This window comes from Botrimarina colliarenosi (assembly GCF_007859955.1).
Classification (GTDB): Bacteria; Planctomycetota; Planctomycetia; order Pirellulales; family Lacipirellulaceae; genus Botrimarina; species Botrimarina colliarenosi.
The window spans coordinates 1-22,469 of sequence record NZ_SJPR01000014.1 but is presented as its reverse complement, the minus strand read 5'-3'; the positions used below and the strand labels follow the sequence as shown (position 1 = coordinate 22,469).

Sequence of the window (22,469 nt, the reverse complement as noted above, 5' to 3'; positions counted from 1 at the left end):
TGCCTCACTCTCAGCGAGTTTGGCCGCTCGCCGAACTGCACACTTGGCCCGCCGGCGGACTAATCTGGAGCCATCTGTGCAGCTAGCGTAGGCTGCCGATCCTACCACCGAGCGACAGGAGGTCCTGCAGGAAGCCGAGCGAGGCTAGCGGCGGGCGGAGCCAGGAACGGAATCAGACGCCGCCGGCCTGGAGCCGTCAGCATGTCGATCAGCTTCGAGAAAGTCGCCGTCAAATACCTCAACGCCAAGACCCTCTCCTTGGGCACCTGCAAGGAGTACCGAGGAACCGTCGCCAAGTGGTTGGCCTGGGGCCAAGGCCCCAAAGTCGATCAGATTAGCCGCTCCGACCTCCGCGAGTTCTTCGACTGGGTCTACGAGAAGGCCGCCGAAGACGGCGGATCGAACGCCGGACGCACGGCGAACAAGGCTCGCGAGAATCTGCGGGCCATCCTGTCGTGGGCCTGGGAGCAAGACTACCTCGACAAGCTCCCGCGGTTGCCCAAGCCCAAGCCGCAGCGGGACGTCGCCGGACGCCACTACCTGACCAAAGCTGACCTGAATGCGCTTTACTTCGCGACCTACGCGTTGAAGCGACCCCGAGGTTGGAAGCGATCGCTATCGGTTGGCCACTACTGGCGGGCAGCTCTGGTCGTCTTCTTCAACTACGGCGTCGACACGGGGACGGTCTTCAAGCTGGCCTCGTTCCACGAGCCGATCCTCTGGCGTCACGTCTGCTGGCGGCCGGGGCCGCCGAATGGCCAGGGACGTGACTGTCGTTACGGCTGGCTGTACTACCGCCGGGTGAAGACGAAGAAGCAGTTCTACCGCCCGATGAACCGCGTCGTGCTGACGCACCTCAAGAGCCTACGGTCCGACGAAGTGACGATGGACCAGCCGGTCTTCTGCTGCGGTAGCTCGCGGCCGAACGAGCAGTTTCAAAGGCTCTGCCGGCTCGCCGGGGTCAAGCCGAAGCAGGACGTCGAGACCGGTGAGGAGAAGCTGTGGGTTCTGAAGGACCTCCGGAAGACCTGTGCGACCTACTACGACGAGCACATGCCGGAGTCGTCGATCGAGATCCTCGGGCACTCGGTCGGCGGAGTGACCTACCGGCACTATGCTCACAGGGATCCGCTCGCCTTCAAGGCGATCATGTCGCTGCCACAGCCGACAGCGTTCACCGCCCTGACGCACGGGTTCGACGGAGAATGCCCCTGTTGCCGGAGGAGGTTCCCGCAGGCGTAGCATCTGGCCGCGGCGGCACCTCCTGGATCAGCTGCGGAGGTGTCGTCGCTGAAGCTAGACCGACGCGGGTTCGCCGTGGCCGGAACTCGCCGAAACTGGTCCAACTTCGGCGGCTACGGAAACCGCCAATCTGCAGCTGGCAGCCACCAAATATTGGTGGCAAGGTGCCGTTCCTGGCCAGTGTGAGGCTCGGTTCGTCACTTACGCCTCCCGGTATTCTTGCCCATCAGAGGGCTGAATCGCCAGCAGGTGAGGCAAAGTCACCGCTCGACGTCGTCAGTGGGGCGCACCCACTTGCGTTAGCAGGTAAACCGCGAAGGTGGCGAGCCAATGCTCACCCTCGTAGTGACCGCTGAATACGTAGTCGAGCCCTGCCCGTGCTTGGGCCGCCACCGACCGCTTAAGCAGCGGGCGGCGTGGATCGCCGTCGGGCAACGCGGCGAGGACCCCGTTCTGTGCCCAGGCGCGTGATAAGTTGAGACCGGCGAGATGGACAAGCTTGGGGTCCGTCACGTCCGAGACGACTGCTGGCACCAACGCGTTGGCCGCAAGTGATTTTTCGTCAGGCAGCCTCGGCAAGAAGTCGGTCAGCCACTCGACAAACTTTTCAGCTGGAAGCACGCGACGCATCAAGTCGGCTTCGTTCCATCCGGCGGAAAAGAAGTCCTCGCCCGAGGGCTCGTACCGGAGTGGGTAGTCGAGGTCGGCGAGGTACTTCTCGCGGCAGTAACCAACGACCGTGGCTTCGAGATCGGTGTCGCCGACGGTCCGGGCGTAGTCCAGGGTTTGGCCCAGAGCGAACGCGGTGTCGGGATGCACGCCGGTTCGGATGGGATAGGTAAGCCGCGGCAGGTAGTCCTTCGTGAGCGAGACAATCTGCTGTTCTAGAGGCTTCAGATTCGCTGCCCAGCCACGTGCGTCGGCATCGTCCCACGTTCGCAGATCGGTTGCTAACCGCAAGACCCATGCCCAGCCGTACATCCGCTCGAAGCTCTTGTTGGATGGCTTCTCGAAGTAGGCGGCCTCTGCCGCTAGGTCGGATGCCTTGAACTGCTGGTGCAGCAACTCACGCACCTCCTCGATGACCGGCGCGTCAGGGGAGGTCTTGGCTAGGCGAACCAGCATCCAGTGGCCGTGGACCGAGGAGTGCCAGTCGAAGCTACCGTAGAACACCGGATGGATCTGCCGCGGTTCGAGCACCGACTCGGGTCCGGTTAATACATTCGACGGCTTGTTGGGGAACTCGCGCGGGATCCCCTCGATCGCAAGGCGAGCAAACGAAGCGACTTGCTCGTCGGTAAGTCGGTTCCCTGGCATGGGACACTCCGCGGTGAGTTCCGATGGCCAACTGCCGACGGCTACGAGGGTGAGGCAAAGCAGTCGATAGGACATCGTCGTCAAGAATTGGTGCATGGCGAGTCGATTGTCAGTTCGTGCGTAAACGCGCGCGAACTGGCTCGATGAAAGCTCAGGACGAGGCACACCAAAAGCAACGTTGTCGGTTCTGGAACCACGGCATTGCCAGTTGCGGGTGGTAGCGTCGATCGGCTTCCGTAATGCGATCTCCATGTCGCGTAGTGCCCATAGTCGAAGATGCTTCCCAGGCCGTCACGCCAGACTGCGTAGTCGGCGGCGTCGATGTTGCCATCGGCGTTGAAGTCGCCGGGAAGAGGTTCGACGACCGAAAAGAGAAAATTCGGTGATCGATCTCGGAGGACCTGCACGGCACCACTGGCAGGCCACTCAATCACGATCAGGTCGATCGCTTCGGGGTGGTCTCCGAGTCCGAAGTGAGCGATCGCCTCGCTCTGCCCCAGGTAGTGGCTGCCGGCGTTGATCTCGTGGTAGAGGAGGTCCTCAGGGTCGGATTCGTCCCGGATCACCGTCACCTGAGCGCCAATACCATCGGCGTTGCTGACCGTCCCCGTCGCCCGGACGCGAACCCAGTCGTTCTGGTTACCTCCCTGATTCTCGTAGAGGATCGGCAGACCGGCGTTGTTCACGATCAGCAGGTCCAGGTCGCCATCGCGATCGTAGTCCAGTGTAAGAAGCCCCTTCCCTTGATCTGCGTCATTGACGCCAACTTGCGTCGCAACATCGGTGAACGCGCCGTCGTTGTTCTCCCAGAAGCGGGTCGGATCGTTGACGAAAGGAGCGTCTCGCGACTCGAACGGAAAATCAACGCCGTTGGTGTGCGTTAGATCAAGATCGCCGTCGTTGTCGTAGTCGAGGAACGCCGATCCCCAGCCCCATCCTCCCTGACGGACACCGGTGGTGTCGGTCGCATCCGTGAAGGTGCGGTCTCCGTTGTTGCTGAAGAGCCGGTTGCCAGAATCACCCCACCCGCAGACCGGCAGCCCGCCGCAGGCACCTCCCTCCTCGTAGATCGACGAGACGAACCAGTCGAGGTCTCCGTCGCCGTCGTAGTCGCCGAGCGCCGATCCCATGCCGTTCTCGTCCGTCCCCACGCCGGCTGAGACGGTTCCGTCCTTGAAAGTCCCGTCGCCATTGTTCCAGAACAAGCGGCTGCCGCCGAAGTCGCCGGCAACGACCAAGTCGGCATGGCCGTCGCGGTCCACATCGACGATCGACGGAGCGAAAGCGAAAGACTGGCTGGCCGGGTGGCCAACACTGACATCGACGCCGGCCGCAACCGTTTGATCGACAAAGTGTCCTGGTGCATTCGCCCCCAAGTTTCTCAGCAGCCGCGAGTTGCCGGCGCCGAAGCCCGTGCCCCACTCCGTGGTGTAGAGATCGAGGTAGCCGTCGCTATCGTAGTCCCCCAGCGTAGCGCTGAACCCGTTGACGAACTGAGCGTCCGTCAGGTCCGCTCCCCGAGTGACCGCCTCCTCGGAGAATCCCCCCAGCCCGTCATTGATGTAGAGATGGTTGCGGAAGGTGGCGTCCAGTAGCGTCGTCACGTACAGGTCGGCGTCGCCGTCGTTGTCGATGTCGCCCCATACCGCGCCGTTCGTATTCATGGCGTGCGTGAAACCCGCCGCAGTGCTGACGTCTTCGAAAACCCCGCCACCCAAGTTGCGATAGAGGACGTCCGGTGCATCGATCCGCGTGAAGAAGAGATCGACCCAGCCGTCGCCATCGAAGTCCGCCGCTGCCGCACCGCCCGCCATGTGTTGGATTGCGTCGGTGTCGGTCGCTGGAAGGTCCCATTGCGTGTGCGTCAGACCTGCTGACATCGTCACGTCGGCGAACTGAACAGCGCAGCACGGCTGCGATCCCACCATGCCCAGGAGTCCCGCGAGCAACCGACGAGCTGTGCGACGATTCGACTTGCTCAAGAATCTCTCCGGAGGTCGTGACTTCAAGTTGGATTGCCGATCAGGCATACAGACGCCAGATAGGAAGGACAACTCGGGGTAAGGCAGCTCTCAACGCAACCGTATTTGCAGCAACGCGGCCTAGCAACTAGTTCGTCATTCTTTGATGGGTCAGTCGAAGAGTAGAGTTGAAAAATACCTTTCCATACGATCTGGAAACACAGTGACGACAACGCCGTCGGGGCGTAATTCGCGGGCGGCCCGCGTTGCTGCGGCGAAGTTGAGTCCTGAGCTCGGGCCTACGGGGAATCCGTGCCGGATCAACCGTCGTGCCGTTTCGAGGGCTTCCTCGTCATCGATGTCGATCGCTACGCGATCCGCCAAGTCCGCCTCCCGAAAGATCGTTGACAGGCAGTCAACCACGCCGGGTATCCTCGCGCTGAAACTGGAGCACTCGGCCTCGTAGGCGCCGGTGCAGTGCGTTGGTCGCGCGACGACGGGGACGGGTCGGCACCCGAAGTCACAAAACCCTTGGTAAAGACCGACAAGGGTCCCGCCGGTGCCGACCCCGCTGACGACGACATCGACGGTGCGAGCGGGGACTTGGGCGATGATCTCCGCGGCGGTCTGATGTCGATGGGCCGCGGGGTTATCCGGGTTGGCAAACTGATCCGTCGCGAAGGCGCCCCGCTCCTCGGTGTGGCGGGCGGCTTCGGCGATTGCCCCGGCGACACCTTCGGCTGGTGGGGTGAGTCGAACCTCGGCGCCGAAGGCCTTGATCATCTTGATTCGCTCGGAGCTTACGGTTTCCGGCATCACGGCTAGAAAACGCAGATCGAACTGCGCGGCCATCAGGGCTAGAGAGATGCTCGTCGATCCGCTCGACGCTTCGACTACTTCGCTGCCGGCCCGGAGCTGACCAGAGCGGACTGCCTTGCCCAAGATAAACCGTGCAATCCGGTCCTTCGTTGACCCGCTTGGATTGTGATACTCCAGCTTGCACCAGATCGTCGGTTCGCTCGGGGACAGTTGCACGGGAACCAGGGGCGTGACGATCTGCTCGGTCGCATAGCAGTGCCGTAGGGTTGGAGCGTGCATCGCGCCCGTGCCAGTAGTTGGGGGGGGAACAAGTAACGGGCCGGCACTTGTCATGTCGAGTCAGCGATATAGGAAGGAGGCTGGAGACGGCGTAACCCATGGCACATGCCAGGGATAACGCGAGAGCGACCTGTCGCGGCTAGGGCTCTCGCGAGAGCGTCGAACGAAGTAATTCAGCGACTGCGCTGCGATGACGGCGACTGACGGGGACGACGAAACCGCCTGCGAGATCGAGCTCTGCCGTGCCGGATTTCTCGTATCGGATCGCCCGAACGTATACCAAGTTCACGACGAATGACCGATGCACCTGCATAAAAGATGGTGAATCCAAGAGACGACAGAAGCTGTCGAGCGATTGCCGCACAAGGACCGACTCGCCGTTGATGCGCACGCTGACGTAGTTGCCTTGGCTTTCGATCACCTCGATCTCGGATTCTGAGAAGACCACGTCTTGGCGAACCCCGGCAAGGACACGCTTCTCTTCCGAAGCTTGAAAGTTGGGGGCGGGACGAGCTGCGTAGGTCGCGGCGCCAGCCTGCGCAGCGTCTCGCTCTAGCAGACGGTCGCTCAAGCGATTGAGAGTTTCCGCGAATCGCGCAGGGTCGATCGGCTTCGTGACGTAATCGAACGCGCCGCAGTCGTAGGCCTTTACCGCATAATCGCTGTAGGCCGTGACAAAGACCACAAGCGGATTGGCACCTTGCATCTTTGCCATTGCCTGGAAGCCATCGAGCCCAGGCATACGAATATCCAAGAAGGCGACATCTAGCGGCGAATCTTCTGCGTACTCGATTGCTGCGAACCCACTGTCACAGAGAGCGACTACCTCAAATCGGTCATCGAGTTCGGCCAACGCCCGCAGATAGCCTCTGCTGAGTGGCTCGTCATCGGCGATAAGGGCCTTGAACAACCTCAGTTGCGACACGCGGTGGGCTCCATTTCGGTCCGATAGGGGATGAGAATCGAGACCCGCAGCCCGCTTGGCTGGTTTGGCTCGAACCGAATGCTTGCCGCGCGGTCATACTGAAGGTCGAGTCTTTCTCGGGTAACTCCCAGGCCGTATCTCTCTTGAAGCGTCAGATCGGCGTTCATGTCGGCGCCGTTGTCGAGCACCTCGATTCGGCAGAACTGATCGTCGCGTCGAACGGCAACCCCGATTCTCGCGACGCTGCTGTGATCGCGGAAACCATGCTCAAACGAGTTCTCAACGAGCGGCTGCAGCAGGAACGCCGGGACAAAGGCCCGCTCCAACCCTGGCTCGACGTCGATCGAGTACTCCAGCTTGTCCCCGAAGCGGCACTGCTGCAGTGACAAGTAGATGTCGAGGTTCCGCAACTCTTCATCGAGCCGGACCTCCCCCTTGGGCAAGGAATCGATCGAGGCGCGGAGGAGCTCCCCAAGTTGGCTGATGCAGGTCCTGGCGCCACGACCGTTGGTCAGCGTCTGAGCGCTGATCATGTTGAGCGTGTTGAAGAGGAAGTGATGCGTCAGGCGGTTGCATAGCGAATCGTGGCGGGTCTGAACCAACATCGCACGCAGCCGCTCGGCCTGTTGCGACCGCTGCTCGCTCAGACGGAAGAAGACAACCGCGTAGCCGAGAAGAGCCATCATGGTATAGTCGGTCAGCCCAATGACCGACTGACCGACCCAGTAGCGGACGCCATAGGTCGGGAAAGCGGGCGCGTCTTCGTACGCCTGAAGATGCCGAACGCGGATCGGTTTCGTCCGTACCGAGGGCTCTTGCTGGTCCCGAGTCGCGGAAGCAGAGCTTACCGGAGCTAGCCCCCGAATCTGCTCGCGAGCGACGGATTGGGCATAGCCGACTCGGTGAACGACGGTTCCAGCAATCAGCAGTCCAGCGGTGACCAAGGCAAGGTGTACCAACACGCTCCTTAGGAACGGGGCTTTGTGCCGGACAATCCCCATGGCAAGCAACGGGGCGATCCCCAGCCAGAAGCACGAGCTGATATCTAACGCGGTCCACCACTGCGAGGGGACGAAATTACCTTCGGTCTCCTCCACCATGAAAACGAATAAACGGCAAGAGTTGCCGAGAACTCGAGCGAGCTGCACAAGTCCAATCGCAGCGAGAACCAAGAGATAGTGCTTGTTGTCGGGCTGATCTTCCAGGTCCCGGTCTGCTCGCGCAAAGCTAATCATGACCGTGTGCCTTTCGCTTTGGAGGCTTGCTCTCTAAGTACGTGGACGCCAAATGACCTGAGAGCAGCCGTTGCCACCGACTGCCATAGATGCTCTGGGGGGCTGCGGTAACGCTAGTCGAGTGGAGTCGGTTGCAATTCAGCAAGAGCACCCTGGGTTCGCGATGCGCGATCATCGCAAGGCCGTGGAAGTGGAATGGGAGGGGAGCAAGCGGGCACTTGTTCTCTCGCGTGACCTCTTGAGGGTAGCGAGCAGGGCACGCCGTAACAACGACGAGATTGACGCGTAGCGGGCGACTCGCGGTGGGCTTGTTCGTGTCCGATGGCCTCGACATTCGGTGCCCCTGTCCTCCGGCGTGACGAGCGGCTCTCCTGTGGGACGAGTGGTCGCGGAGCGAGGCAGAAACGCTGAAAACACTCAATAGGCATCGCCTTCTTATTGCTGACCCCATTCGATCTGCGTACGCTCGCTAACGACGCCGTGTGCTCTGGTTGGACGTCTCAGGCCATGCGGAGGGGTGCTTCGGAAGTGGCCGAGGCGTTGGGCGCGGCTGAGGTGGTTGATATTCGATTCGCTTAAGACGAGTGAGTTGTGACTTTGAGCCAAACCGCAAACGTCAGCAAGACGACAAACGGCACCCGGATACCGCCTTGCAGTCGGGCAATGGCTCCGAGGCTGAAGGCTCTTCGTCTGGCGACGCTCGATTCAACGCATGGTCCGGGAGACACGCGGGTCGCGAAACGCCTTCAGGTCTCTGCGGGCTTCACGCTGGTTGAGCTTCTGGTCGTCATCGCGATCATTGGAATCCTGGTCGCCTTGCTATTGCCTGCGGTCCAGTCCGCTCGCGAATCCGCCAGGCGCACGACCTGCATCAACAAGATGCGACAGATGGCGTTGGCCGTGATGAACTTTGCAACAACCCAGGGTGACGCGCTCCCCGATGCGTTGAGCAACTACCCGCCGACGCCACCAGGCAAGACAAAGGCCGAGACAATTCCGCGGTCACTGCACGTAGAGACGATGGCGTACACCGAGGACGAGAGTCTTCGCAGCTTGTACACCGGCAGCGCCTCAACGCTCAATTTTTTCTACGTCCCACTCTACAACTGCCCTAGCGACCCCTCGGCTGACTTGGCTGCGGGCGCCAATGTTGAGACGACTTATCTCTCCAATGGGGTCCTCTTCTCGAATGATCCGAGCCTCCGGAAGGTTGTCGATGGCACGTCCAAGACGATCGCGTTCGTCGAGAGCTACACCCGTACCGCGGTCAACGACTCCGCTGAGATCACTCGTGTCAGCTCCTACCCCAACCGGAACGCGTCCGCGGCGACTTTCGCCCACCCGTGCAACGGCACCGACGTTTGTTACGGCATCAGGATCGGCCAGCCTGGCTCGCAAGCACAGATCGGCCGGACCAACCGGCCCGCGAGTTCTGTTCCGGGAGTTTGGAGTCGCGATTACGATACGCTGGCGCCAAACGCACTCGAGGATGCCGTCGATCCCCCGATCCAATCCAGCCCCGATCCGGCGGCTGCGGATGGCCGGTTGCTGCAAAGCATCCATCCAGGTGTCCTGAATGTTGTGCTGCTCGACGGCAGCACGAGGTCAATATCCGACTCGGTTGAGCCGGACGTCCTCTGGGCGACGGTCACGCCGGCCGGTGCCGAAGCCCGTTTCGCCAGACTCGAATAGCATCAAACTCTTACGCTTTCATAGGTAGCAGCACCTTGACCCGACATCTGTCACTGATCGTATTCTCTGCAGCGTCCATCGTATGCATCGCAATGCCGGGCTGGTCGCAAGATCAGGCGCCCGCTCCAGCAGCGGCTTTGTCTTCACCGTCGGGCTCTGCCAGCAAGCAATCCGATAGCGCGAAGGTGAAACCCCTCGGTTCCCCTGACAAGCCGGTCGTCGCGCCGCTCGGGACGCCCGCCACGGCGAAGATGGCTCCACTGGGTAAGGCTTCGAAGCCGAGCGTCGCTACGCTTGGGAAGCCGGGCAAGCCCAAGTTCGCGCTGAAAACGTCGGGGGGGGGTGGCGCCGGCGCCGCTGCTCCCGATCGAGTCGTCGAAGTCAAACGCCTGATCGATACCTATCACCGCATCGCGATCGGCTACTACGACCGGATGGTGCTCGCCGAGACCCCGGACGAGATCGCCGCGGCGGAGATTCATAAGCCCTCAGCCAAAGCACTAAGGCCGATCGTGCGGTTGGTGGCTGAGATTATCGCTGTCGATCCCACCGACGAGCCGGCCCTCGACGCGCTGCTCTTCATTAGCAAGTACGTTGAGGTGCCAATCATCGATGAGACGCTTGGTAAGGTGGTGTTTCAGGATGGCGCGAAGGGAGTAGACATCAACGCGTTGATACTCGAACACCACGCCGACAACCCTAAAGTGGCGAAGGCTTTGAGGACGTGGCCCAAGGGCCCCGAGACGGACAAGTTCCTCGCGGCACTATTTAACAAGTCGCACAACCCCGAGGTTCGTGCATCAGCGGGTATCAACCTGGTAAACACCCTACAGAGGAGCGAGAAAGCCGATCTCGCGGTGCAACTCGCCGAAATAATGGCCGCCGATCGATACCTTGACGGCATCCCCATCACCCCCCGTCCGAATGGCCCCACAGCTCGTGATTGGGCCGAGGGCAAAGTGCGTGAGATCCGGCTGCTGTCGGTTGGCAATGTTCTTCCTGACGTCTCTGGCGCGAAACTCGGCGGTGATGCCGAGAGCATTACCGACTACCGTGGAAAGGTCGTTGTTCTTGATGTATGGACAACTTGGTGCGGCCCATGCGCGGCGATGATCCCCCATCAACGGGAAATGGTTGAGCGCTACCGAGACAAGCCATTTGCACTCGTCAGTGTGAGTTGCGACGCCGAACGCGAGACCCTTGAGAGCTTCCTTGAGACCACGGAGATGCCCTGGGATCACTGGTGGGTCGGCACGGATAGCGAGCTGCAAGAGTCACTCAACATCCGCAGCTTCCCGACGATTCTGGTGCTAGACCCCAAGGGCGTTATACGGTTCAAGAACATTAAGGGGGAGGAACTCGATGAGGCAATCGAGTCTCTCCTGGAAGAGTTCACCGGCTCAGGCGATCAGACCGGTGGCTAGGTAGCGGTTGGCGGAAGTCGGAGGCGAGTAGGAGTTACAGGCATTTCAACACGTGAGTGTTCCACTTTGATTTCCTGGGAGTAGATCTGATGCGACGATTTTTCCTGTTCATTGCCCTCTTTGCGATGAGCGCCGTCTTCGCGGCGCCCACGATGGCGACCACTCTGGCCGAGTTCAACTACAACGCCGGGAGCAGCCCCGGCAACGCGACCACTGGTGTTGGTTCTTCCAGCGGATTCTTCTTTCCGTTCTCCAGTGCCCTGCCGGTTCAGACCGGCTCGCCGAACGATAGTAATCCGATCTTCGTCAACACGGGCCTGAATAACGCGTCGGGAGACCGTTCCGGGCCCGCAATCGGCGAAGCCTCCGGGACACGCAACGCTACCTGGCGTACCAGCACCGAGGGATTCTTCGCACCAACGCTCACCTGGGACTTTATGCAGGGATATCGGGCGAGCCGCTATTACCAGATGGAAGTCACCTACAACGGGACCGACTTCGTCTCGCTTCCGGCCGGTGGAACTGGTTCTAGCATCACCGGCCCGTTCGGGACGGCCAGCATCGACGCGGCTGGCCTGATTGACATCCGCACGATCGACGGCTTGATCGATGACGCCATGGGCACAGGATACATGTCTGACCTGTCGTACGCCTTCCCGGCTGGTACGGCTGCCGACGACAACCCCGACTTCGGCTACCGGATCGCGGCGGTTTGGGACCCCCAGGGTTCCGACTTTGTCTCGTCGTTTGCCGGTACGGACGGCGTCAACGATACGGTCTCCGGCTACATCCGCAGCACCTCGGCCGGTGGAAACCAGATCCGCTACGACTTGGTGCGGATCACCGGCACGGCGATCCCCGAGCCGTCTAGCCTCGCCATCGTTGGTGCCACGCTCGTGTGTGGCAGCGTACGTCGTCGGATACGCTGACCTTCGGTCCGGGAAAGCTGACTCATCGCGAGCCCGTGCCACATCGCACGGGTTCGCGATGTTCGTAAGGCTCAACGCTGCTGGTACCTCGCTGGCGGCCAACACCTCGCTGGAGGCTTCGCGATGGACAATCGGAAAGAACAGCCCGCCGCCTGCAGTTGGGCCTGTCTGCTGATCGTCTTAGCGGCGGCATGCGCCGTATCGCGGTCCGCCGAAGCCCAGATCTCGTTCGATTGGGCGTCGATCGGAGACGTGGGGAACGCCGCTGACACACTGGCAATGACGAAGTGCCCGAGCACGTTCTGCACGGGTGACGGCACCAGCGGCTACGGGTCGGTCGATTACGCATACGAAATCACCACAACACACGTTACGGCAACGCAGTATGCCGAGTTCCTCAATACGGTCGATCCGGACGGTACGAACAGCCTGGGTCTGTTTGACAGCCGAATGGACACGTTCTTCCATCCGGTTTCTTTCTTGCCCAAGGACGCCTTCACAGGCGCTCTGACGTTCAACGCAGGATCGGCCGTCGGCAATAAGTATGGCGCGAAGGCCGGCCAGGAGAACTTCCCGGCGACCTGGGTCAGTTGGGTCAGCGCAGCGAGATTCGTCAACTGGCTGAGCAACGGGCAAGGAGCCGGCGACACCGAGAGCGGTGTCTACAACAACTTGCCGGCAACGACTTCCGATCCCATGCCGGCTCGGGAACCAGGCTCAACCATCTTCCTGCCGACGGACGACGAGTTTTACAAGGCGGCCTACTACAACCCCACGCTCAACGGCGGCGCTGGCGGCTACACCGAGTACGGCGTCGGCAACGCGGCACCAGTTGTCGAAGGCCCCTCGGGCGGAACGACAAGCGCAAACTACGCCCAGACAGACGGTGTTGATGGCCCGAACGGCGACACCTATTGGCAGAATGGTGGCGCGTTCGACGACGACTTAGTACACCTGACCCCCGTAGGCTCATACTCGTCGGCAACGAGCCACTACGGCTTGTACGATGTCGATGGGAACTCCTATCAATGGCTTGAAAATTCCCGGCCCAATCAATTCAACACAGCCCAAGATCTCCCCGTCTTTCGAGGCGGATCGTGGTTCAATGGCGCTGATGGCAGCGGGGCAGCCTACCGGAACACTCAGTTCTTCGCCGCGGGGTCATCGAGCCTGTCGAGCAACTACCACGGCATACGGATCGCGAGGCTGGCGCAGGTGGAGGTCCTCGCCGGGGATTTCAACAACGACGGCATCGTCGATGCGGCCGACTACACCGCCTGGCGAGACAACTTTAACGCTCCCGCGGGAACGCTTCCCAACGACACCGTCGGCGGGGTGATCGGCCAAGGCCAGTACGACGCCTGGGTCGCGAACTTCGGCGCCATGTTGCCGGCCGCGTCGGTCGCTATCCCCGAGCCCACTTCCGGTTTCTTAGTCGCCGGGCTGCTGGTCGGGCTAGGACTTCGCGATCGACGGGCCGAGTGAAACCTATACTGAACCGCACAGTTTTGCCCCGCGAACTCGCCGAGGATGCCTCACCCGCGGCGCCGAAGGGCTCAAGCTAACTCGCAGCGGTCTCGCAGCCGGCGGAAGACCTCAGAGACTTACCGGAGGGCCCAACTCCGAACGGGTGGTCCAACCGACGAAGCTGGGAACAGCGATTTGAAGTACGACTGCTGGCTCGCCATCGGTGTCGCCCGGCTTGGATGGGTGAGAGAATCAGGTCCGCCGAGCTTGGATTTTAGCAGTCCATGGTGCCGGTTTCACCGCGGCGTTGGAAACCCAATAGCTGGCAGCCCCGGGGCTTCCGCCACGCGGCCGCCGTCAAACAAGCCAAGAGAAGCTCCGACGGTTCGGGGACCGTCAACGCAAACTCGGCCGGCTGCAAAGCGAGTCCGTAGTTCTCTTTCCAGACCTTGTAGTCGAAATCGTCAACAAACCCATCGCCATCAACGTCGGCGGCGGGGTCGCCGTCACGCCAGACCGTGTAGTCGGCCGCATCGACCACGCCGTCGCCGTTGTAGTCCCCCCACAGCGACGCTCGGAGGGCGACCCCGAACTCGTGGACGACCAGCTCGAACTGATCGGCGTCCGGCCCCGTGAGCGATAGCGACTCGATGTCGAAGCTCTTCGATCGGAAGACCGGGAACAGTTCGCCGAGGGTCGGCTGGTAAGACCCCGCCAACTCGACACGGAACGCGCCGTCCAAGACAGCGTTCTCGCTCACCTCGAGCCAGTCGAAGTCGGTTGCGCTCGCGATTTCGAAGGCGATCTCGCCGCCCGTCTGGTCGAGGAACCCGTCGAGCATCGATTCGGCGGCGACGAGAGTCCCGCCGCTCTGCTCCAGCTTGCCGCGGTACTCGCCGAACTCGATCCGACCCCCGTCGAGGTTGGTCGATCCTCCGGTAGCGTCAATTAGACCCGCTTCGAGGATGCCGCCCGAAACGAGCATCGTGGACCCAAGCGTCAGCTCGGCGACGCGGATTACTCCTACATTCAACTCGAAATCCGATTCCGTGACGACCCGGCCGACACCTTCAATACGGCCGCCGTTCACTTCGGTCGCCCGCGCGAACTCGACGCGTTCTCCCGCGTCCAAGTCGATCTGACCACCGTTGGAAAGATTGACGGCGGCCTCGAACCGCGCGCGGCCAGTGACATCGACATCCGAACGGAGGTTCACTCCCGCCCCCTTCAGAGTGGCGGCGCCAGCCCCGTTGCCATGGAGCTCGAGCTCGGCGCCAGGCTGCAGCTGCCACGGAGAGTGGAGATCGATCGAATAGCCGCCGCGGATGGTCATCCGTCCGCGAAAGACGGATGAATTGTGGATGTAGATTCGAATGTTCCCCTCAAAGGCCTCGATCACGCCTCGTGATGGCGCCGTGCCGCTGAGTTCGATCATCGGGCTCGCGATGGCGGGCCCCGTGATGATCAAGTCGCCGTTGTCGGCGCGGAGCGTGCCGTGGTTGCTGAGCACCGTTGAGACGTCCACGGTACCGTGCCCGAAGATCAGTCCGTAGTTCTCGATCCCGCCGGCTGTCTCACGCAGCGTGGAATCGTCGAGCTTCACGAAGCCCGACTCGATCAGCACGCTCCGTGCGTACAGGCCGGCCCCTTGCCCGATCGAGACCTCGCCGTCGTGGGGGCCGAATACTCCCTCCCCGCCGATAGTCAGCCGATCGGTAACACGCGCCAGCGGCGTGAAGACGGCCAATTTGCTGTTGTGATCAACCTGCAACGACTCCATGCGGAGGTCTGAGGTCATTACGGCCCGCGTCCCGTTGCGGATGAAGACTTGATCGTCGGCCTCGGGCGCCCGGTTGCCGACCCAATTCGCTCCGTCATGGAAATCTTGCGATCCGCCGTTAGAACCGAGGAAGTTTTTCCGCGGGAAGTGGATGTCGCTCCACAGGCCGACGTTCGCTGCGGCGAGCACGTCGGCTTGCGAGATCAACTTCCGCCTGTTCGCGGTGGCAGCCCCCATGAGGGTGTAGTCCAACTCGGGGTGGAATCGGCTCATCGATTGCTGACCCGGATCGTTCTTTAGCGCGAGGACACGGCCGCTGATCAAATTGGGCCGGAGATCCCAGTCGCCGTCGGTGTCGGCCTCGATGACCCCCTGTTCGAGCCAGTTGGTGATCCCCATCATATGGCCGATCTCGTGCATCATGACACGCAGCATGTCACCGCCAGCCCCACCCGCCCGTTGGCCCTCGTAACCAACTTCGACCCCGCCGACGCCCGCGCCGCGCGTAATGCCGGCTTTCTCCTCATCGAACGTTAGGTCATCCACGACCTTCTGACTCAGGTCGTACTCCGAGTCGTCCTCGGGCGTCGGGTCAAACCAGAGGTCGTACTGGTTGTAGACTCGGATTGCGCCAAATGTGGTCCGGTTCTTCGCCCCATTGTTGAAGGCGATCGACTCGAAGGAAGGGCCCGTGGCCGTAGTGCCGGGGGTGTTGGCTTCGTTGGCGTAGTAGTACTCGATCCGCATTGTGTGCGGATCACGGACGATTTCGGACCACCGCCGCGCTGCCTCCGCCACGTGAGCGATCAACTGCGACCCGTCGGTGTCAACGAAGTGATTCAGCGCATCAGGGTGCGGGTTGCCCGAGTTCGGGCCCCGATAGACCAGATCAAACGTAATAGCCTTGGCCGAACCGGCAGCCAGAGCGAGCGCGGCTGCCGCAAAGGCGACTAGTGGGACGCGACGGCCCCGGCGAGCGACCCACCGGCTAAAGCTGGGGGTAAACGGGGTCTGCGCTGTGGGAAGTCTCATCGCGGTGACCTAACGAAAAAGGAGCAGTTACCTTGCCGGACCCACCAACCCGGAGGGGGAGTCCAGTATGGCAAGCTGACCCGGTGATCTCAATGAAAGAAGGCCGGGGCCCTACTTCTAATCGCGTGGCAGTGCTAGAGCGGGTACTTGGCGTCCACTGCTGAACAAGCGAGACCGTGGGGCCCGAGCCATCCCCAAACTCACGTCGGCGCAGCTCAAATTCCGTCGCTTCGGCCTCTGGTCAACTAACCGAGGTTGCCTCAACCGAGGCGCCGAAAGGCAAGGTTGGATCTGCTGAGGTCGTCCTCCCCGACCGCATTTCCAGGGGAGCCAGACGCGGCGTTCTGTTGGCGCTAAACGGCCGGAGATCGATCGGTCAGCACGACTCGGCTCGAAGCCAAACCTGCTGAGGCCCCGACAGTTCTTGGTACGTTCGGGGCATCGCCGACCGCCAAGCCTAGCTCAGCCCGGCTCAGTGAGTTTGCTGGCTGGCGCTAGATCGCAGAGCTCCTAGCGATCCGCGCGAGCGCCGACGATCGGTTCGCAGCGTGAGCGTAGGCGGATCGGCACCAAGCGGCCAAGCTTGGAGGACCGGTCAGACGATGTCCTCCAGTCGATAATCCGACTCAGCCAGGTTGATTCCACCGCCTGCAATTTTGTATGGGATCGACTCCAGGGCACGCCCATTCCAGGGAGCGGCACACGATCGAATCCATCGATCGGAGCATTCTCTCGCCGGACAACCCAGTAGGCGAGTATCCCAGCGTCGATATTACCACGAATCCTTACAAGCCCTTCTAAGACGCTCGCCTTTCCGGCTCGATCAAAATTTTGCCAGAACACGCCACGGCCCTCTATCAACGCCCTAGGCGTTGTAGGTCGGCGAAAGGGCCGTTATAGGATTGTGAAGAGTCGTCGCGTCGACGTGCTTCGAAGGATGGCGTAGCGCATGATCGCGTGATGGGCACGGGTCACCGCCGAGTGTAGGTCTTGGCACGGCCATACGGCCCTTCCGTCTTGTCCCAACCGGCGCCGAGGTGGTTGCCAAGGACGATTCCGAATGCTTTGCGAGAGCCGTCTGGGCCTTCGAAGAATTCTTGAAAGTCTTTTGAGTAAGGTGATGCTTTCAAAACTTCCCTCCCACAATCGGTCGAGGTGAAGCTGTCCTTGTCACGGATGTAGTGATCAATCCGTGCTTTAGTATCCGCCATCATTGCGGGTCGTAAGCGCTCGGCTCGATCGATCATAAGAGCAATGGCCTTGTAGCTGTGTGTCGCAGGATGCATGACGATCTCCTTTTTATGGATTTAGTTTATCGTAGGTGTTTAGAATCGCGGAGCGGTTTGTCGCATGCGAGACGCCGAAGAGACCACGTCGCCTGAAGCTGGTCGCAATCACATTCGAAATCGTCACAGGCATGACTAGAGAAACGATAAAGTCGGGCCGCGCCTAGTCACTTTCGACGAAGACTTTGTCAGGCTTCTCAACTCGATCGGTGCGCCGTCTCCAAAGCTACCTAACGTCGCGGAGCGAAGCCGAGAATCCAACGCCACCGTGCCGGATCGAACAACTTCCCATCATGAGCGACGTAAGAGTTGGTCATCTGAATCGGGTGGTACAGCCCAATATCCAAGACGGCTTTTGCATTGATTCCGGTAATGAAGCAGGTCATCTCGGCGTTGTACCGGAACGCCGTCGAGTCGCCCGTTCAAGCTGTTTATATTGATCGACACAGAGACTGCCGAGGATTCTTGGTAGAGAGGTGAGACTTCGGATTTCTTCACCCTCTCGAGACAATGCTCATGTCGGTCGAATCAACAAGCTCGCTCAATCTGTACGCCTACGGATCGGCCAGCCCCAATCCAGGGCAGGGGGGGTACGCGGCGACATGGTCGTCTGATCAGCAAAACGGCAGGGTGTCGGGCGGGTACCGTCATTCGACCTGTGTGCGACTGGCGATGATCGCTGTCATTGAAGGACTCCGCCATTGCCCCGACGCCGATCTCATCACCATCCACAGCGATCAGCAATATCTGGTCGAGGCTTTCCAGCGGGGAGGCTGGCGGGCCTGGCGTCAGAACGGGTGGCGTCGAGGCTCGGCGAAAGGTGGCGCCCTCCAGAACGTTGACTTATGGGAGCGACTCCTGGCGGCGATCGGGGCCAAGACCGGCCGGATCACTTGGCGTCAGGCCGACAAGAAGTGCGACGAACGCAAGCGGTGTAAGGAACTTGCGCTTGAGGCGAGATCGACTACCAACCTAGCGGAGGATTTACGTACGAATGTCTCCAGCTCCGATGGGAGACTCTGCGTTAACTAATAGGCCCTTCCGCTGTGCCAAATAGCCGTAGCAGTCGTGTTCCTACAGCATGACGCTCTGCGCCCGCTCGACGAATCGACAGATCCCGTTCGCCAATCGCATCTGCTCGGGCGACTTGCAGTCGGCTTCAAGAAGCTGCGGCGATCCGACGAGTAGCACTAACGCCTGGGCCCGGCTGGTCGCGACGTTGAGGCGGTTCGGGCTGTAGAGAAACTCCATCCCCCTCGGGGCGTCGTGCGCCGACGAAGTCGTCATCGAATAGATTACGACTGGCGCTTCTTGTCCCTGGAACTTATCGACCGTCCCCACCCGAGCCCCATCGGGCAACGCCCTGAGCAAACCGTTCACCTGTCGGTTGTAAGGGGCCACGACGAGAATGTCGTCGGTCCCCAAGCGGCGACTTGGCCAACCAGCGTTCTGCATCCAGTGGTGACCGCCGTCGAGAAGGAGGTCGTAGGCACGACGGACCGCCTCGATCTCTTCGATTGACTCGTTCTGGTTCCCTTCGTGAGGAACAGGCAGGTAAATCAGCCCCGATCCCGATAGCGGCGAATCACCCTCAATGACTTGGGCTTCGAGCCCGCTGCGGCTGCGGAGTTTTCCGTCGTAGTAGAGCTCCGACGTGAACTGGCAGATCTCCGGGTGCAGCCGCCACGTCTCTTCAAGAAGCAGTCCCCGCTCGGGCGACACGGTGGCGTTCCCTCCCAAGAGGTGCTTTAACGCCGAGGCGTCGGCGCCTTCTGGATGGGAACCTTTCTGGGGTTGGTCGAGCTGCTGAGGGTCGCCAACCAGCACAAGATTCGTGGCGGCGCGACCTGCCGAGATGGTCATCGCCAGCGACGCTTGCCCCGCCTCGTCGATAAAAAGGACATCGAGTGGGTTCTCGTCCCAATCGGGTTTCGACCAGAGCCATGCGGTTCCGCCAACCACGGTCTCGGCCACGAGGGCCTTCTCAACCTCCGGAAACTTACGGAGCTGACGGACTCCAGAGGGCAGGTCGATCTTGCTACTGCAGAAGTGGGCGGTTTTCGTTTTTCCGTCGGATAGCTCGGCGACCTTGGCGAGGACGTTGAGAATTACCTTATGCCCGACAGCGGCGACGCCAACCCGTTTACCCTCGGCGACCAATCGGATGATGGCCTCGGCGGTGGTGTGAGTTTTGCCGGTCCCCGGCGGTCCCTGAATCGGCAACACGCTGTGATCGAGGTCCGAAACCAGCTCATAGACCGTCTCGCCGTAGCGGTTTGATTCCAGGGGCAGCTCAAGCGATCGCAGCCTGGGAGGGTTCCTGCACAGCAGCTCGTAGCGGGCGTCTTTCAGAGGCGCCGTGGCGTCGGCGACCATTTTGCCGAAATCAAGCAGCGATTCGGCAAGAATGCCTGCTGGGATGTAGTTGTGGCGAAAGACGGATTGGGGTCGAGTCGCGGTGGCCGCGGCGGACTTCTTGATGTTCAGCTCTCCCCGAGGACGATCGATCGAGTCGACCGTTCCGATCCTGCCTCCTCCTACCTCGAAGAGACTGTCCCCCACCTCGATTGCTGTCTCTTGAGGAGCGTAGCGAAAGCGCTGCTTTCGATCGTCACCAACGACGCCGACGAATCGCAACCCGGCAATCGCGTCTTGATGCTGCCGTAGCGGCTCTGTCTCAAGCCCTTGAAGGTGGAAGTAGTCCCACCAAACGCATTTCTCTTCGCGTCGGTAGTAGGGCAGTAGATTGGCTAGCAGCCGATGCGGATGTCGATCGCCCGATTCATCCTCCGGTAGCCCTGCGGTGAGGCGTTTGGCGACACGATCGAGCTCCTCGTCGGTAGCCTGGATCTCGTCCGATCCGTCCCCCGCTGAGTCTTCCGGTCGTACGAGTGTCTCGCCAGCCGCCAGCCGCTCGTCACGAAGCCGTTCGAGCCAGTCTCGGAGCGCCCACGTTGAAAGGCAATCATCACGGTTGTAGGAAGCAATTGATTCGCGATCTTCATCGGTGATTCGATCGGGGAGACGTAAAGCCGACGCGGCTTCAACCCGAGCCAAGGCCCGGTTCGCAATCGGCAATTCGGTCGCCCGCCCAAACCCGTAGAAGGCTTCGAGGTCCTTGATCGAGTACCGTTCGACACTCGCCCGCAGGCTCTGTCGCACTACCGCATGCAGATCGATGAGCCGGCCCGAGCGGAGCATTCGGTCGAGCTCCCTCTCGCGCGTCGCATACTTCGTCGCGAGCCGTTTGAGGGCGATCTCTTCGTAGGGGGCGTAGTGATAGACGTGCATGCCAGGGCATTTGGCCCATCGCTCCCCCACGAAATCCATGAAGCCCTCGAACGCTGCTTTCTCGTCGCTGGCGTTCATCGACCAGCGGCTCTCCATCGCCACGTCACCGTTTTCGTACGCGTAACCGAAGAGGTATTCCATTCCGCCGTCCGGTGAGAGACGTTCTCCCTCAAGGTCAAAGAACACGTCCCCCGCAGCAGGTTCCGGCAAGCGATTCAGCCCAAGCCCCGCCTCCGTTCGCAAAAACTCAATCTCGGGTGAGCCGCTCTTACGCCCCTTGAGCTGAATCTTCGCCTGGTCTTGGGCGACTCGCAGGGAGTCGAGCGAGCCCCGCTTGAGTGGCTTCGCATCCAAGTTGGGTTCTTCGGCGAACGCCTCCAACGTCGTGATCGCTCGCTCCGTCAGCTCGACGATATGGAGCTTCGTCACACCCGCGACGAGGCTCAGGTGATCGTCGTCGCAGCGTCGCCGTCGGCACTCGCCACTCCACTGGCACACATCACAGAAGGCGACCGGATCGGGGTAGGTCAGCGGGGCAGGGGAGGCCCCGACGTCGTCGATCAACCGTTGCCGCACCCGGCGGTAGTAGGCCCAGTAGTGATCGAGCCACAGCGTCTCGATCGCAAAGGGGTCACCCGGCTTGACCACGTGGGTTTGTAAAGGCGGTTTCCCCTGCAGGACGCCGACCAAGTCAGAGTACAAGCAAAGCTGAAGAGCCGTTCCGCCACGGGTTTCGTTCGAAAGCTTGGTGTCGGCGACCTCGTACGACCAAGGACCCAGATCGCTTGGCGATTCGACTCGGATCAGTAGGTCCGATCGACCTCGCCAAGGCGGCGCTTCGAGTGGGGCTTGGATGATGACATCGACTCCTGACTGCATCGCGGCCAGCGTTTGTTCATTGGGAGAGAGTTCCGATGAACTCGCGACTTCTAGGACTGACTTACCCTCGATGCGGAGGTGCTCGACGTACTTCTGCTCATGCTCATTACCCAGCGTGCGTAAGGTCTCCAAGCGATCGTTGCTGCGGAAGGGGCGTTTCGACTCGCCCTCCGCAACCCCGCGTTCTAGCTGTGTGAGGTGCCGACAAGCGAGGTGATTCGCCAAGTCGGTCGCCGAGAGCATCAGGCCCGTCGTACGTCGTTCCATGAGGACCTAAAGTCTCGGAGCCTCGAGAAGTACGACGGCGGTCGCCGCCGGGAATCTTACGAAGACGCGAATCGCATCGCCAGTTGTCGACTGCGGAAGGAATCGAAAAGAGCCGGTATCTCGCAGGCGTCGGAGAGATTGTGAGACGCCAGTAGTTCATCCGTTGGCGACGACGCAAGTAGGAACTGGCGTGGCGGCGCCTTGGGGATGGCATAAAGCGTCTGTCGTCTTGTGTTCCGGAGCCGATCGTAACTTGCAGGGAACTACGATCCAAGAACGGGTCGGAGCGATTCGCGGCAAGAGTTGTTTTTCGACCGTCTTCCGCCACCATCGGATCCGGCCGGTCATGCTGTGGGTGGTCACTCTCAGAGGATCGTTCTCGATCGATCGGGTAGCTACTATCGGGGCGACCGCTCCTCCACCCCAACCCTGCAACCATGGCCCTCTTTGAACTCACCAAGGACCACCTCGGTCCGATCGCTTCTACCACCTTTGCCAATGCGGGCGTGTTCGAGAGTGTGATCGGCAGTCGAAAAGTGCAGCGCCCGGCGGGCCCCGGTGGCGCCCGAATTGTGCAGCGCGCAGCTGTGCCGAGTGAGCCGTTAGCAGGAAGCTGAGAGGCCGTGGGGCGGGGGCGAAGCCCC

14 protein-coding genes are annotated in these 22,469 nt (G+C 61.2%); 6 read left to right on the top strand and 8 right to left on the bottom strand.

Going from position 1 to position 22,469, the window contains the following annotated elements:
- The first annotated feature begins 201 nt into the window (after window positions 1-201).
- Entirely contained in the window at window positions 202-1,242 is a 1,041-nt protein-coding gene (locus Pla108_RS20495; protein WP_146446855.1) for a tyrosine-type recombinase/integrase, read from the top strand.
- Window positions 1,243-1,518: 276 nt separating this feature from the next.
- On the opposite strand, the gene Pla108_RS20490 is transcribed toward Pla108_RS20495, so the two are convergent.
- The 5 genes from Pla108_RS20490 to Pla108_RS21140 all read right to left on the bottom strand — a co-directional run bounded on the left by Pla108_RS20490 (window position 1,519) and on the right by Pla108_RS21140 (window position 7,229).
- Complete coding sequence (locus tag Pla108_RS20490; RefSeq protein ID WP_146446854.1) at window positions 1,519-2,559, bottom strand: DUF2891 domain-containing protein; 1,041 nt, start codon at window positions 2,557-2,559, stop codon at window positions 1,519-1,521.
- A gap of 80 nt (window positions 2,560-2,639) precedes the next feature.
- Window positions 2,640-4,541 carry a CRTAC1 family protein gene (locus Pla108_RS20485; protein ID WP_197526766.1) on the bottom strand — a complete coding sequence of 634 codons (1,902 nt, stop codon included), beginning with the start codon at window positions 4,539-4,541 and terminating at the stop codon, window positions 2,640-2,642.
- 150 nt (window positions 4,542-4,691) lie between these two features.
- Window positions 4,692-5,618: a PLP-dependent cysteine synthase family protein gene (locus Pla108_RS20480; RefSeq protein ID WP_146446852.1), complete on the bottom strand. Its 927-nt coding sequence runs from the start codon at window positions 5,616-5,618 to the stop codon at window positions 4,692-4,694.
- Between the two features lie 139 nt (window positions 5,619-5,757).
- The gene (locus Pla108_RS20475; RefSeq protein WP_146446851.1) at window positions 5,758-6,543 is read right to left on the bottom strand and encodes a LytR/AlgR family response regulator transcription factor; all 786 of its coding nucleotides are present in this window, start codon (window positions 6,541-6,543) and stop codon (window positions 5,758-5,760) included.
- On the bottom strand, window positions 6,531-7,229 hold the full coding sequence (locus Pla108_RS21140; protein WP_197526765.1) for a sensor histidine kinase: 699 nt from the start codon (window positions 7,227-7,229) through the stop codon (window positions 6,531-6,533). Before Pla108_RS21140 ends, Pla108_RS20475 begins: the two co-directional genes overlap by 13 nt.
- Before the next feature lie 1,212 nt (window positions 7,230-8,441).
- Here Pla108_RS21140 and Pla108_RS20465 point away from each other — a divergent pair.
- The 4 genes from Pla108_RS20465 (at window position 8,442) to Pla108_RS20450 (ending at window position 13,308) form a co-directional block, all read left to right on the top strand.
- Window positions 8,442-9,470: a DUF1559 family PulG-like putative transporter gene (locus Pla108_RS20465; RefSeq protein WP_146446849.1), complete on the top strand. Its 1,029-nt coding sequence runs from the start codon at window positions 8,442-8,444 to the stop codon at window positions 9,468-9,470.
- Between the two features lie 185 nt (window positions 9,471-9,655).
- A complete protein-coding gene (locus Pla108_RS20460) occupies window positions 9,656-10,894 on the top strand; it encodes a TlpA family protein disulfide reductase (protein ID WP_197526764.1) in 1,239 nt (412 codons plus the stop codon).
- 89 nt (window positions 10,895-10,983) lie between these two features.
- A complete protein-coding gene (locus Pla108_RS20455; RefSeq protein WP_146446847.1) occupies window positions 10,984-11,823 on the top strand; it encodes a PEP-CTERM sorting domain-containing protein in 840 nt (279 codons plus the stop codon).
- 123 nt (window positions 11,824-11,946) lie between these two features.
- Entirely contained in the window at window positions 11,947-13,308 is a 1,362-nt protein-coding gene (locus Pla108_RS20450; protein WP_146446846.1) for a formylglycine-generating enzyme family protein, read from the top strand.
- 256 nt (window positions 13,309-13,564) lie between these two features.
- On the opposite strand, the gene Pla108_RS20445 is transcribed toward Pla108_RS20450, so the two are convergent.
- Together Pla108_RS20445 and Pla108_RS20440 are read right to left on the bottom strand one after the other, a co-directional pair.
- A complete protein-coding gene (locus Pla108_RS20445) occupies window positions 13,565-16,102 on the bottom strand; it encodes a hypothetical protein (RefSeq protein WP_146446845.1) in 2,538 nt (845 codons plus the stop codon).
- A 971-nt stretch (window positions 16,103-17,073) separates the two neighbouring features.
- On the bottom strand, window positions 17,074-17,388 hold the full coding sequence (locus Pla108_RS20440) for a hypothetical protein (protein ID WP_146446844.1): 315 nt from the start codon (window positions 17,386-17,388) through the stop codon (window positions 17,074-17,076).
- A gap of 516 nt (window positions 17,389-17,904) precedes the next feature.
- Between Pla108_RS20440 and Pla108_RS20435 the strand changes: the two genes are divergently transcribed.
- Window positions 17,905-18,420, top strand: coding sequence for an RNase H family protein (locus Pla108_RS20435; RefSeq protein WP_197526763.1), 516 nt, complete (start codon window positions 17,905-17,907; stop codon window positions 18,418-18,420).
- A gap of 42 nt (window positions 18,421-18,462) precedes the next feature.
- Here the strand turns inward: Pla108_RS20435 and Pla108_RS20430 are convergent, their stop codons facing one another.
- Window positions 18,463-21,825: a TM0106 family RecB-like putative nuclease gene (locus Pla108_RS20430; protein ID WP_146446842.1), complete on the bottom strand. Its 3,363-nt coding sequence runs from the start codon at window positions 21,823-21,825 to the stop codon at window positions 18,463-18,465.
- Between the last annotated feature and the right edge of the window lie 644 nt (window positions 21,826-22,469).

What these genes read in the sequence shown, in the direction of transcription:
- Pla108_RS20480 (WP_146446852.1), bottom strand. Translation starts at nt 5,618, where the DNA reads ATGCACGCTCCAACCCTACGGCACTGCTATGCGACCGAGCAGATCGTC.
- Pla108_RS20455 (WP_146446847.1), top strand. Translation starts at nt 10,984, where the DNA reads ATGCGACGATTTTTCCTGTTCATTGCCCTCTTTGCGATGAGCGCCGTC.
- Pla108_RS20445 (WP_146446845.1), bottom strand. Translation starts at nt 16,102, where the DNA reads ATGAGACTTCCCACAGCGCAGACCCCGTTTACCCCCAGCTTTAGCCGG.
- Pla108_RS20450 (WP_146446846.1), top strand. Translation starts at nt 11,947, where the DNA reads ATGGACAATCGGAAAGAACAGCCCGCCGCCTGCAGTTGGGCCTGTCTG.
- Pla108_RS21140 (WP_197526765.1), bottom strand. Translation starts at nt 7,229, where the DNA reads ATGATGGCTCTTCTCGGCTACGCGGTTGTCTTCTTCCGTCTGAGCGAG.
- Pla108_RS20435 (WP_197526763.1), top strand. Translation starts at nt 17,905, where the DNA reads ATGTCGGTCGAATCAACAAGCTCGCTCAATCTGTACGCCTACGGATCG.
- Pla108_RS20465 (WP_146446849.1), top strand. Translation starts at nt 8,442, where the DNA reads ATGGCTCCGAGGCTGAAGGCTCTTCGTCTGGCGACGCTCGATTCAACG.
- Pla108_RS20490 (WP_146446854.1), bottom strand. Translation starts at nt 2,559, where the DNA reads ATGCCAGGGAACCGACTTACCGACGAGCAAGTCGCTTCGTTTGCTCGC.
- Pla108_RS20440 (WP_146446844.1), bottom strand. Translation starts at nt 17,388, where the DNA reads ATGCATCCTGCGACACACAGCTACAAGGCCATTGCTCTTATGATCGAT.
- Pla108_RS20495 (WP_146446855.1), top strand. Translation starts at nt 202, where the DNA reads ATGTCGATCAGCTTCGAGAAAGTCGCCGTCAAATACCTCAACGCCAAG.
- Pla108_RS20430 (WP_146446842.1), bottom strand. Translation starts at nt 21,825, where the DNA reads ATGGAACGACGTACGACGGGCCTGATGCTCTCGGCGACCGACTTGGCG.